At 20.3% G+C, this 14,203-nt stretch carries 8 protein-coding genes; 6 read left to right on the forward strand and 2 right to left on the reverse strand.

The window, feature by feature from the left end; genetic code table 11:
* Positions 1-14: 14 nt before the first annotated feature.
* Both cyoB and cyoA read right to left on the reverse strand, forming a co-directional pair.
* Positions 15-2,021: a cytochrome o ubiquinol oxidase subunit I gene (gene cyoB, locus BUCIPICE3303_RS01520; protein WP_154049445.1), complete on the reverse strand. Its 2,007-nt coding sequence runs from the start codon at positions 2,019-2,021 to the stop codon at positions 15-17.
* A gap of 70 nt (positions 2,022-2,091) precedes the next feature.
* Positions 2,092-2,913 carry a ubiquinol oxidase subunit II gene (cyoA, locus tag BUCIPICE3303_RS01525; protein WP_232512961.1) on the reverse strand — a complete coding sequence of 274 codons (822 nt, stop codon included), beginning with the start codon at positions 2,911-2,913 and terminating at the stop codon, positions 2,092-2,094.
* A 1,216-nt stretch (positions 2,914-4,129) separates the two neighbouring features.
* Between cyoA and BUCIPICE3303_RS01530 the strand changes: the two genes are divergently transcribed.
* The 6 genes from BUCIPICE3303_RS01530 (at position 4,130) to BUCIPICE3303_RS01555 (ending at position 14,167) form a co-directional block, all read left to right on the forward strand.
* Positions 4,130-4,741, forward strand: coding sequence for an ATP-dependent Clp protease proteolytic subunit (locus BUCIPICE3303_RS01530; RefSeq protein WP_154049352.1), 612 nt, complete (start codon positions 4,130-4,132; stop codon positions 4,739-4,741).
* 31 nt (positions 4,742-4,772) lie between these two features.
* Positions 4,773-6,047, forward strand: coding sequence for an ATP-dependent Clp protease ATP-binding subunit ClpX (gene clpX, locus BUCIPICE3303_RS01535; protein ID WP_269772952.1), 1,275 nt, complete (start codon positions 4,773-4,775; stop codon positions 6,045-6,047).
* A 125-nt stretch (positions 6,048-6,172) separates the two neighbouring features.
* The gene (gene lon / locus BUCIPICE3303_RS01540; protein ID WP_154049354.1) at positions 6,173-8,521 is read left to right on the forward strand and encodes an endopeptidase La; all 2,349 of its coding nucleotides are present in this window, start codon (positions 6,173-6,175) and stop codon (positions 8,519-8,521) included.
* Between the two features lie 146 nt (positions 8,522-8,667).
* Positions 8,668-10,500: a SurA N-terminal domain-containing protein gene (locus tag BUCIPICE3303_RS01545; protein WP_154049355.1), complete on the forward strand. Its 1,833-nt coding sequence runs from the start codon at positions 8,668-8,670 to the stop codon at positions 10,498-10,500.
* 136 nt (positions 10,501-10,636) lie between these two features.
* Positions 10,637-12,370 carry an ABC transporter transmembrane domain-containing protein gene (locus tag BUCIPICE3303_RS01550; RefSeq protein ID WP_154049356.1) on the forward strand — a complete coding sequence of 578 codons (1,734 nt, stop codon included), beginning with the start codon at positions 10,637-10,639 and terminating at the stop codon, positions 12,368-12,370.
* 45 nt (positions 12,371-12,415) lie between these two features.
* Complete coding sequence (locus BUCIPICE3303_RS01555) at positions 12,416-14,167, forward strand: ABC transporter transmembrane domain-containing protein (protein WP_154049357.1); 1,752 nt, start codon at positions 12,416-12,418, stop codon at positions 14,165-14,167.
* The last annotated feature ends 36 nt before the right edge of the window (positions 14,168-14,203 follow it).

Below are 14,203 nucleotides of genomic sequence, written 5' to 3' on the forward strand. Positions count from 1 at the left end.
ACTAACCCTTACTTTTAAATATGTGATTTAAAATTATTTATAATTTTTTTATGCATAGACATATGTTTATTTTCTACTTTTTTTATAATTTTTCGAGAAATAAAATATCCTTTATCAATTATAAATGATATAAGTAAAATACTATACAATATTCCAATTATTGAAAAAAAAACTAACCACCAAATATGCCATATCATAGAAAAACCAAAAATTGTAGCAAAAAAACTAATTAATACACCATAATAGGAATTATTAGGCATATGAATATATTTAGGAATATCTTTTTGTATATTATATTTTTTATTTACTTTTTTATACCAAAAATCATCTATTTTTTTTACAATCGGTATACTTGAAAAATTATATATAGGAGGTGGTGATGAAACAGACCATTCTAATGTTCTCCCGTTCCAAGGATCTCCATTATTATCTTTGTACTCATGAGTATGACGATTTTTAATAGAAATAAATAATTGAATCAATTGAGAAATAATACCTAAAAAAATGAAAAAAATACCAATAGTAGCTATTGTTAATAAATAATGATATTCATAATTAATATTTTGACTCAATCTACGAGTCATTCCCATAAAACCTAATATATATAAAGGAATAAAAGCTATAAAAAAACCGATTATCCAAAATATAAATGCACATTTTCCCCAATATTCATTTAATTTAAAACCAAACATCTTTGGAAACCAATAAGTAATTCCAGCAAAACACCCAAAAACTACCCCCCCAATAATAACATTATGAAAATGAGCAACTAAAAATAAACTATTATGTAATATAAAATCTACTGGAGGTATAGATAATAATACTCCCGCCATTCCACCTATAGTAAAACTTATTAAAAAACCGATAGTCCATAACATTGAAGAGTGAAAAATAATACGACCGCGAAACATAGTAAATAACCAATTAAATATTTTTACACCAGTAGGAATCGCAATAACCATTGTAGTAATGCTAAAAAAAGAATTTACATCAGGTCCAGCACCCATAGTAAAGAAATGATGTAACCATACAAGAAAAGATAATATTGTAATAACGATAGTTGCCCATATTAAAGAAATATAACCAAATAATGATTTTCTTGAAAAAGTAGAAACTATTTCAGAAAAAACACCAAATATTGGTAATATTAATATATAAACTTCTGGATGCCCCCATATCCAAATTAAGTTAACATACATCATCATATTTCCACCTAAATCATTAGTGAAAAAATGAAATCCAAAATATCTATCAAGAGATAAAAGTAACAAAGTAACAAATAAAACAGGAAAAGATATTAATATAAGAATATTAGTACATAATGTTGTCCATGTAAAAACAGGCAATTTAAACATTGACATACCTGGTGCACGTAAATTAATAATAGTTACTATAAAATTAATAGAAGTTAAAATAGTACCTAATCCTGAAATTTGTAAAATCCAAATCCAATAATCTACACCAACTCCAGGGCTATATTCAATCCCAGATAATGGCGGATATCCTAACCAACCTGTTTTAGCGAATTCACCTACTCCTAAAGATAACATCATTAAAATAACTGAACTTACTGTTAACCAAAAACTTAAATTGTTTAACATAGGAAAAGCTAAATCTCTAGAACCTATTTGTAAAGGAATAACAAAATTCATTAATCCAACAACTAAAGGCATAGCAACTAGAAAAATCATAATAACACCATGAGCAGTAAATATCTGATCATAATGATTAGCTGGTAAAATATTTATATGATTTGGTAAAGAAGAAAAAAATTGTTGGAGTCGCATCATTATTGCGTCTGAAAAACCTCGAAAAAACATCAAAAAAGCTAATATAAAATACATAATAGCAATTTTTTTATGATCAACTGATGTAAACCACTCATTCCATAAATATAACCATTTTTTAAAATATGTAATATATGCAAAAACTAGAAAAGAAAATAAAAAAATTAAAATATATGTTACTAAAATAATTGGTTCATTGTATGGGATTGAATTAAAAGTCAATTTTCCAAACACTATCATTTATCCTTAAAATATTGAATATATATAAAAGATTACTGATTTTTTATTGATATAAATATAACCGTTAAACATTATGTAAAACATTAAACATATCAATTATTTTATAAAATAATAAAGGATCAACATATGAAAAATATTGTATATGATGCTGTTTACTATTACGTGATAAATTCAAAAATTGTTCTTTAGAAAATAAAACATTTTTTTTTGATTTTATTTTTTTTATCCATTTATGAAAATTATGCATATCATTTTGTACATATACTTTAAATTTCATATTAGAAAAACCATAACCACTATAATTCGATGAAATACCTTGATAAATACCACTATTTATTGCAATTAAATTTAAATTAGTTTTCATTCCAGCCATAGTATAAATTTGACTACCTAAATTAGGAATAAAAAAAGAATTCATAACAGATTGAGAAGTAATATTAAAATGTATAGTAACATTTTTAGGAAAAGATATTTCATTAATAGTAGCAATTTTATAATCAGGGTAAATAAATAACCAACGCCAATTTAAAGATACTACTTCAATAGTAATTGGTTTATTAGAATTAAATTTTAATGATTTACTAGGATCTAATTTATGTGTAGTTATCCATGACAAATTTGCTAAAAAAAATATTATTATAACTGGTATTAACCAGCATATGATTTCTAAAAAATATGAATGTTTCCAATTAGGTTTATAGGTTGCAAAAACATTAGACTGATGATAGTAACAAACTATAAATATAATTAAAAAAATTACAGGAAGAACAATAATTAACATAAATTTAAAAGCTATTAATACTAATTTAAGTTCTTCTCTTAATATATATCCATGAGAATGTATACATATTTTATTACTTAAATAAAATATGAATAATATTATCATGAAAATAAAAGAAAAAAATAAAAATTTAAATATATTATATTTATTAAATATTTTCATTATTTTTAAACCTATATAAAAAAATATATTTATTTTGTATTTTTTATTTTAAAAAATATAATAAAAAATACATTAAAAATAAGAATAAAAATTCTATGATATTTATAAAAATCATATTGCTGTTAAAAACAGCAAAAATATATAAAATATATTTTTATTCAATATAACTATTATAGTTAATATATTTAATAATTCTAAATTGACAGAAACAATAATTATATTGTATATTAAAAATAAAATTATTTTTATTTATACTAATTTTTTTTAAAGAAAAATTCATAATATTTATTAAATTTTATTTTCAATAATATAAAGATATAGACGTTTATATAAAAAAATAAATATTTTAAATATTAATAAATTTTTAAAATAAAAAAAATAATTTTAATTACAAAATCGAAATATAAACATCATTAAAAATAAAATAAATTTCATATTTAATGTTTTATATCTAAGAACAATAATAATAATAATTTATATTAAACTATAAGGATTAAATAATTATTAGTATTAATATACTACTAAATGTATCAATTTAATAATCTATCTTCATTAAAATAATACAAATATAATTTATAAAATATCCTTTAAATATGCTTCTAAAAATTATTTAATGTTATATGTATAATACATTTTATTATAATAAAATAAAAAAAATATTTTTTAAATATAAAATATACATAAAAAATATCTATTTTATTAAAAATTGTCATATCTACATATATATCTCATAACTATTAAATACTCTTTAAAAATAAATATATATTCACATATAAAAAAAGTATAATTATTTTTCATAAAAAATAACAATATAAAAAATTAATATTTATTAAAAAAATAACAGAGCTAATTATAATAATTACTATTTTCTATCTTTATAGAATATTGATTACTATATACTATTATTTTGAGTAATTTTATATTTATAAAAATTTATTTTTTTTAAACATAAATTATTATTAAATTTAAATTTAAATATTTTTATATATAAACTACAAAAAATATAACATACAATACCATATCCATAATAGATTATTATATTAATCTATATATATTATAGACATAATTATCATTTTATAATTTAAATAATTAAAAAAAATAAAATCAATAATATCAATATAAATAAAAAATAATTATTTTTTAAAAAAAGGATAATAAAATGACATTGGTTCAAAAAATAAAAAAAAATATTTCTTTAATACCTTTTGTAATTGATAAAGATTCTCAAGGAGAAAGATCATATGATATTTTTTCACGTTTATTAAAAGATAGAATTATTTTTATAACTGGAACAATTAATGATCATCTTGCTAGTAATGTTGTATCTCAAATATTATTTCTAGAATCAGAAAACAAAAAAAAAGATATTTTTTTATATATTAACTCACCTGGAGGAATAATTACTTCTGGTTTATCTATTTATGATACTATGCAATTCGTTCAACCTAATATCAATACAATATGTCTAGGACAAGCTTGTTCAATGGCCGCTATATTATTATGTGCTGGAAAAAAAGGCAAACGTTTTTGTTTACCTCATGCAAGGGTTATGCTGCATCAACCATTAGGTGGATTTCAAGGACAGGCTTCAGATATTATAATACATGCAAAAGAAATAAAAAAAGTAAAAAAAATAATCAATAAATTATTGTCCTACCACACTAATATACCTATTAAAAAAATAATAAAAGATACAGAAAGAGATTTTTTCTTTTCTCCTAAAGAAGCTATTAAATATGGACTCATAGACTCAATTTTAAAAAATAGATAATAATATTTACTATAAATTATATAAAAAAATTATAATAGAGAAAAATATGGATAATACTATAAATAAGAAAAAAATTATATTTTGTTCTTTTTGTAAAAAAAAAGAAAACAAAGTAAAAAAAATAATTAGCGGATTTTCAGGGAATATTTGTGATCAATGTATTTTATTATGTAATGATATTTTAAATAAATATAATTTTCAAAAAAATAATCAAATAATTCCATTAAAAACGCCAAAAGAAATAAAAAAATATTTAGATAAATTTATAATAGGCCAAAAAAAAGCTAAAAAAATAATTTCAGTTGCAGTATATAATCATTACAAAAAATTAAATTATTTATTACAGGATGATCATAATATCAAATTAGAAAAAAGTAATATTTTATTAATTGGACCAACCGGTACGGGAAAAACATTAATTGCTGAAACATTAGCAAAATATTTAAAAGTACCATTTTCTATTGCTGATGCTACAACATTAACAGAAGCTGGTTATGTTGGAGAAGATGTAGAAAATATTTTAAGAAGATTAATAGAAAATAGTAATTATAATGTTAAACAAGCAGAAAAAGGAATTATATATATTGATGAAATAGATAAAATTACAAAAAAATCAGAAAATATTTCCATTACTCGTGATGTATCAGGAGAAGGTGTACAACAATCTTTATTAAAAATAATAGAGGGAAAAATAGCTTCTGTACCTATTAAAGGCGGGAGAAAACATCCTGAACAAGAAACCTGGAAAATTGACACTTCAAAAATTCTATTTATATGTGGAGGAGCATTTTTTGGATTAGAAAATATTATATCTAATCGTATATATAATAAATATAAAATTGGATTTAATATAAAAAATAAAAAAAATATTCATAAAAAAGAAAAATTTAATCACACGAGTTCTCTACAACCTACAGATTTAATTAAATATGGTTTAATACCAGAATTTGTTGGTAGATTACCAATAACTGTTATGCTTAAAAATTTAACAAAAATAGATTTAATTAACATACTTTATAAACCAAAGAACGCTTTAATAAATCAATATAAAAAGTTATTTTCTTTAGACAATATTAAATTAAAAATTGATAAATCAGCTCTAACGGAAATAGCAAAACAAGCAATTAAAAAAAAAACTGGAGCAAGAGGATTACGGTCAATTTTAGAATCAATTTTGTTAGATACAATGTATAAAATACCTACGTTGAAAAATGTAACTAGTATTTATATCAATAAATCTGTCGTACAACGAAATAGTTCGCCGAAATTATTTTTTTTAGAAAAAAAAACAGATAAAAACATATGATATGATAATCTATTATGAGAAATAAATATAAAATAAAAAAATATTCACTATATATGAATACTATGATTAAAAAAAGATAATTATAAAAATTTTTGTATATTAAAAAACTAAAAAGAGAGATATATATGAATTCTGGGTATTCAGAAAATATTAGTATTCCAATACTACCCTTACGTGATATTGTAGTGTACCCGTATATGGTTACCCCTTTATTTATCGGTCGAAAAAATTCCATTAAATGTATAGAATTTTCTATGAAAAGTGATAGAAAAATACTCCTAATTACACAAAAAGAAGCAAAAACGGAAAATCCAAAAAAAAATGATTTATTTAACATTGGAACGGTTGCAAAAATTTTACAAATTTTACATTTACCAGACGGAACAATCAAAATAGTTATTGAAGGAAAAAAAAGAGCAAAAATAAAAAATATAAAAAAAAATGATAATTACTATTTAGCTAAAATTAAATATATAAAACCTAAAAAAATAAAAGAAATAGAAAAGAAAGTATTAATTAAAACTACCATCAATCAATTTAAAAGATATATTGAGTTAAATAAAAAAATACCAATAGAAATTTTTGATTCATTAAAAAAAATTAATAATATAGAAAAATTAAGTGATATTTTAGCATATCATATGCCTTTAAAAATAAATGAAAAACAAACATTATTAGAAATGTCATATACCAAAAAACGTTTAGAATTTTTAATAGGAATAATGGAATCTGAAATTGATTTATTAAAAATAGAAAAAAACATAAGAAATAGAATAAAACAACAAACGGAAAAAAATCAAAGAGAATATTTTTTAACGGAACAAATTAAAGCAATTCAAAAAGAATTGGGTGATTCAGAAAGTTCTATTGATGAAAATGAAAAATTAAAAAAAAAAATAAAGTTAGCAAAAATGCCTAAAGAAGCAAGAAAAAAAACACAAGCAGAATTAAAAAAACTACAAATGATGTCACCTATGTCAGCTGAAGCTACAGTTGTTAGAAACTATGTAGAATGGATGATACAAGTTCCATGGAATAAAAAAAGTAAAATTAAGAAAAATATTCAAACTGCTCATAAAATTTTAAATATTGATCATTTTGGATTAGATGATGTAAAAGAACATATTTTAGAATATTTAGCAGTTCAAAATAGAATAAGAAAAATTAAAGGTCCAATTTTATGTCTAGTAGGCCCACCAGGAATTGGAAAAACTTCACTAGGAAAATCAATTGCTAGAGCAACAGGCAGAAAATATATTCGTATGGCATTAGGAGGAATAAGAGATGAAGCTGAAATAAGAGGACATAGAAGAACATATATTGGATCTATGCCTGGAAAGTTAATGCAAAAAATAACAAAATCAGGTGTAAAAAATCCTCTTTTCTTATTAGATGAAATTGATAAAATGGCATTTGATATACGTATAGATCCAGCAGCTGCTTTATTGGAAGCGTTAGACCCTGAACAAAATAATTCTTTTAATGATCATTATTTAGAAATAGATTATGACTTATCAGAAGTAATGTTTATTGCTACTTCTAATTCGATGAATATACCCGCTCCTTTATTAGATAGAATGGAAGTTATTAGATTATCTGGATATACTGAAGAAGAAAAAATAAATATCGCAAAAAAATACTTACAACCAAAACAAATGAAAGAAAATGCTTTAAAAAAAACAGAATTGTCTATCCAAGATAATGCATTAATAAATATAATACGGTATTATACAAGAGAATCAGGAGTTAGAAATCTTGAAAGGTCTATATCAAAAATTTGTAGGAAATCTGTTAAAAAAATTTTATTAGATAAAAACAGTAATAATATTATTATTAATCAAAAAAACTTAAAAAATTATTTAGGTATTAAAAAATATACATATGGAAAAATAAATAAAAATAATCAAATTGGGCAAGTAATAGGATTAGCTTGGACAGAAATGGGAGGTGATTTATTAACTATTGAATGCACATGTGTTCCAGGTAAAGGTAAACTACTATATACTGGATCTCTCGGAAAAGTTATGCAAGAATCTATCCAAACTGCTTTAACAGTCGTTCGATCACAAGCTAAAAAATTAGGTATTCATAAAGATTTTTATCATAAAAATGATATTCATGTACATGTTCCGGAAGGCGCTACACCAAAAGACGGGCCTAGTGCAGGGGTAACTATGTGTACAGCAATAGTATCTTGTTTAACAAATAATCCAGTTAAATCTGATATTTCTATGACCGGTGAAATTACTTTACGAGGTCAAGTATTAAATATAGGCGGTTTAAAAGAAAAATTAATAGCAGCGCATAGAGGGGGGGTTAAAAAAGTTTTAATTCCTTATGGAAATAAAAGAGATTTATCAGAAATACCTAAAAATATTCTTTCTAATTTAGATATATGTCCTATAAAAAACATAGAAGAAATATTAATACTTTCTTTAGAAAGAAATCCTTATATTCATAATAAAAATAAATAAAAAAATGTGAAAAAAAATTTGAATAAAGTTGTAATATCTATAATATAGCTAGAAGAATCTTATATTCTTACTAGCTAAGAAAAATATTAAACAATAAAAAAATGTCTATAATCAATAAATGATATAATTAAAAGGTTAATGTTACTATGTCTTTATCAAACAGTTTTTATAAAAAAAATATTTTAATAACTATTACTACTATCATTATATCATCTATAATATTAAGTAATATTGCTGGAATTCTTATAAATAAAAAAGAATTACCTTTTATCACTATTAATAAAGAAAAAATATATTATAAAATATTACAATTAAGTTATAATATTATTAAAAAAAAAACAACCGCTGATATTAAAAATATTCTACACGACCAAATAAAAAAAAAAGAATATAAACAATATGTTCTTCAACAAATAATTATAAAAATAATTAATGAAGTTCTTTTAAAACAATATGTAAATCTTATTAATCTAAATATGTTAGAAAAGTATGCAAAAGATATAATTTTTTCTTCAAAATATTTTAATATTAATAATTCTTTTAATTATAAAAAATATGTGAAGTTTATTAATTTTATTATGCATTCACATAGTCAATATATTAATGCACTAAAAAAGAAAATAGCAGTTCAATATTTGATAAAATTATTATTAAAATCAATTATAATTTTAAAAGAAGATATAAAAAATAAATTTAAAAAAATAATTAATAAAAAAAATATACAAATTATTAATTTTAAAATTGATTTAAAAAAAATAGAAAAAAAAAATAATATTAATGATATTGAAAAATATTTTCATTTAAATAAAGAAAAATTTTACAAACCTGAGTCTAAAATTATTAAAGTAACTCACTTAAAAAAAAAACAACATATAAAAAATAATAGTACACAATTAACTTTAAAATATATAAAAAAAAAAATAAAAAAACAAAAATATAATTTTAATTTAATTAAAATTAATTGTTTAAAAATAAAAAATTTTTTTTTAAACATGCTTCAAAAAAAAAAAATATATACAGCAATAAAAAATAAAATATTTAAAAAAAAAAATAAAAAAATACGTTTAGGATGGATTCAATTTAAAAATATACCTAAAATTATAAAAAAATTTCAATTAAAAAAAATAGGAGATTATACTAAAATAATATTTTATAAAAATAATTTTTTTATTTTTAAGTTAAATTCTGTAAAAAAAATAAATAATAAAAATATGTGTATGATTAAAAATCATATTATAAAAAAAAATAAACACCAAAAAAATGTTTTCAAAAATATTATTTTAAATAATATGTTGTCTATTCTATTAAATGAAAATAATTTAAAATTAAAAAACTTATTACCAAAAAATTCTATAAAAACATATACAAAAAAAATAATTCAATCTTCTCGAAAAATTAAAAATGACTACTTAAATACATTTAATAAATATATAAAAAAAATTTTTTTCTCTAAAAAAAAATCAAGTATTAATCAAAAAATACAAACATATACAAATAAAAAAAAACATATTTATTTACTACAAATGAAATCATATATTACAAAATCTTTACCAGAAAAAAAAATAATTTATAAAAAAATATTAAATAATTTTGCTTTAAAAAAAATGTATAAAAAAAATTATATATATATAAAAAATTTATTACTCGAAAATTACAATAAAAAAAATTTTTTTTTCAATAAAAATCCTATATATACTTATAATCCTCAAACATTATTATTTAATAATAATAATGAAATAAAACAAATCATCAAACAACTACCACCTATAAAAAATAATAAGTGTATATATATTTTTTTTAAAACACCTAAACAACAAAACTATCTAATAGTTTTTAAAAAAGAATTTTTTGAAAAAATTGATAAAACAGAAAAATACTTAATTTATCCACAAATTAAACAACATTTAAAAATAAAAGTAATAACAACAATTTTACAAAATTTATATAAAAAATCTAAAATTACATTTAATTCTAATTAAAAAGAAAATATTTTAAAAAAATATACATTAAATAAAAATAATAAAATAATTATTTATATATCTTATTTTATATAATAAAATATTATTTTATTTTTTCAAAAACTATCCTATTTATCATATAAAACAAGGTAATTTTGTGGACTTATTTAAAGAATTAAAATGGTATTTTATAAATGAATGGAAAAGATATGTAGGAACGTTTCTTCTACTAATAATAATCACATTACTACAGTTACTACCTACACATATTATAGGCTCTACTATTGATTTAATTTTAAACAATCAAACTTCTAATCAAGAGATATTAATTAAAACAACACAAATAATTTTAATATCTGTAATTATTTATATACTAAAATATTTTTGGAAAATTTTATTATTTAGTTCATCATATCAACTAGTTTCTCAATTAAGAATAAAATTTTGTTCTGCTTTATTAAAAAAAAATTCAATATTTTATTCAGAATATAATAATGGAGATCTAATCTCTAGAGCTACAAATGATATTGAAAGAGTAGTTTTCTCTATAGGAGAGGGAGTATTAACACTAGCAGATTCTTTCATTACAGGACTTTCAATTTTTATTGTTATGTGTATACATATCAATTGGAAGCTATCTTGTTTTTCATTAATTCCAATGCCAATTATGGCTATAATTATTAAAAAATGTGGAAATCAATTATATTTAAAATTTCAAAAATCACAAAAATATTTTTCTATTTTAAATAATCAAGCTCAAAATAGTTTAAATAATATACATATGATACGAAATTTTAAATTAGAAATAACAGAAATAAAAAAATTTTCTACTGCCGTAGAAAATTCCGGAAAAAAGGAATTTCAAGTATCAAAAATAGATGCTCAATTTAATCCAATTATTCATATATCAATTGCTATATCTAATTTATTTGCAATATTAGGTGGGAGCTTTCTAATTACTACAGAACAAATAACTTTTGGACAATTGACAAGTTTTATTTTATATTTAGGGTCTATGATTTGGCCTATACTAGCATTTGCATGGATGTTTAATATTTTAGAAAGAGGTAATGTATCCTGGAGGAGAATACAAGAAATTATAATAAATAACAAAAAAGTAGATAAAAATAATAAAATTAACAAAATAAATATAAAAAATAATATCTTTATAAATATAAACAAATTCTCTTATCCTAATAGAAAAAAAAAATCATTAAAAAATATAAAATTAACTATACCAAATAATTCAACAATTGGTATTTGCGGGCCCACAGGATCAGGAAAAACCACTTTAATACGCTTAATTCAAAAACACTTTGAAATCTCTTCAGGATTTATAAAACATAATGAAAATGATATAAAGGATATATGTATAAAAAGATGGAGAAAAACAATATCAGTAGTTAATCAAACACCATTTTTATTTTCTGATAGTATTTTAAATAATATTAGATTTGGAAAACCAGAATCTTCAATACAAGAAATTAAAAATGCAGCAAAATTAGCATGTATACATAATGATATAAAAAAATTATCTCAAGGATATAATACTCAAGTTGGAGAAAAGGGGGTTAAATTATCAGGAGGGCAAAAACAACGCATTACAATTGCAAGAGCTTTTTTAATTCAATCGAAAATTTTTATTTTAGATGACCCATTATCATCTGTTGATCATGATACAGAACATAAAATTATTAAAAATATTCAAAAATATACTAAAGAACATAAAATAACAACCATTGTAGTTACTCATAGATTGTCTATATTAGAAAAATTTAATAATATTCTTGTTTTAAAAAAAGGAATAATTTTACAACAAGGTACACATAAAAAATTATTGTCTGAAAAAAATTGGTACCATAAAATGTATAATTATCAAAAATTTAAATAATAAAATATACATTTTTATGTATTTTAATTAAAAATAGGAAAAAAAATGGAAGATCAACAATATTCTTCATGGAAGATAATAAAACGATTATTATCTTATTATAAAAAAAAAAAATATTTATTATTAATATCATGTATATTAATTTTATTAGCAACAGTAACAGAAATTGCTTGCCCTATTATACTTAGTAATTTTATTAATAATGTTTTAAAATATCATGTATTAAAGATGAAAAAAAATTTATATTTAATAAGTTTCTTTATAATCTTACAAATATTATCATCATTGTTTAATTATCTTTATACTATATATTTTAGTAAAATATCTACTGAAATTATTCAAGAATTACGAATAAACATTATGAATATTGCATTAAAACAACCAATGCAAGTTTTTGATCAAAAACCAATAAATTCAATAATTACTAAAATAACAAATGATACAGAATCAGTAAAAGAGTTTTATGAGACAATTTTATCATCTTTTTTAAAAAATTTTATATTATTTAGTATAATCTTAACATCTATGTTTCTATTAGAGTGGAGAATGGCTTTAATTAGTTCTTTAATGATACCTATCATTTCTATTATTGTTATGATTCATCAATATTATAGTAAACCTATTATTAAAAAAATAAAATCATCTTTATCTAATTTAAATAATATAATTAATGAAATTATTAATGGAATTACTATTATTCAGCAATTTAATCAAGAAAAAAGATTTATTGAAAAAATTAATTATATCAATAATAAAAATTACTTAAATAGAATAAAAACATTAAAAATAGATAATTTATTATTACGGCCATTACTAAACTTAATATCCTCTATTGTTTTATCTTGTATAATTGTAACATTAAAATTATTTCCAATAGCAATTATCAAAATAAGTATCATACATACTTTTATAAATTATTTAAGACATTTAAATGAACCTATTATTGCTATTACAGGTCAACAATCACTATTGCAACAAGCTATTGTTTCCGCAGAAAGAATTTTTAAATTTATTGATTCTCCCATAAAACAATATGGAAATGATCTTGCATTATTAAGAAGTGGAGAAATAAAATTTAAAAATGTATGTTTCACTTATCCAGGGACAGAAAAAAAAATTTTACACAATATTAACATAAATATTCCAGATAAAAGTTGTGTAGCATTAGTCGGGAAAACAGGAAGTGGAAAAACTACATTATCTAATTTAATTTTAGGGCATTATACTGTCACACAAGGAAAAATATATATAGATAAAAAATCCATAAACACCCTATCAAATAATACATTACGTGAAAATATTTCTATCGTTCAACAGGAACCTACTATTTTATATGATAATTTAATTAATAATATATCACTTAATAGGAAAATAGAAGAAAAAAAAGTTATTAATGCATTATATAAAAGTCAATTAAAACAACTGATTGAAACATTACCAAATGGATATATGTCAATAATTGGACAAAATAGTGATTCTCTTTCTCAAGGGCAAAAACAATTAATAGGTATTGCTAGAATATTAGTTTCTAATCCTAAAATACTAATTTTTGATGAAGCGACAGCTAGTATTGATTCTGAATCTGAACAAAAAATACAAAAAATATTATCTTCTATTCAAAAAAAATCTACAGTAATAATTATAGCTCATAGATTATCTACAATAATAAATTGTAATATAATTATAGTTTTAGAAAAAGGGAAAATAATTGAAATAGGAAATCATCAACAATTATTACAAAAAAAAGGATTATACTATAAAATGTTTACATATCAACATGATTATAAAAATATTTAATTATATGATTATTAAAATAAATAATTCAAAAAAATA

The sequence above is a fragment of the Buchnera aphidicola (Cinara piceae) genome (genome assembly GCF_900699035.1).
GTDB classification, from domain to species: domain Bacteria; phylum Pseudomonadota; class Gammaproteobacteria; order Enterobacterales; family Enterobacteriaceae; genus Buchnera_F; species Buchnera_F aphidicola_AV.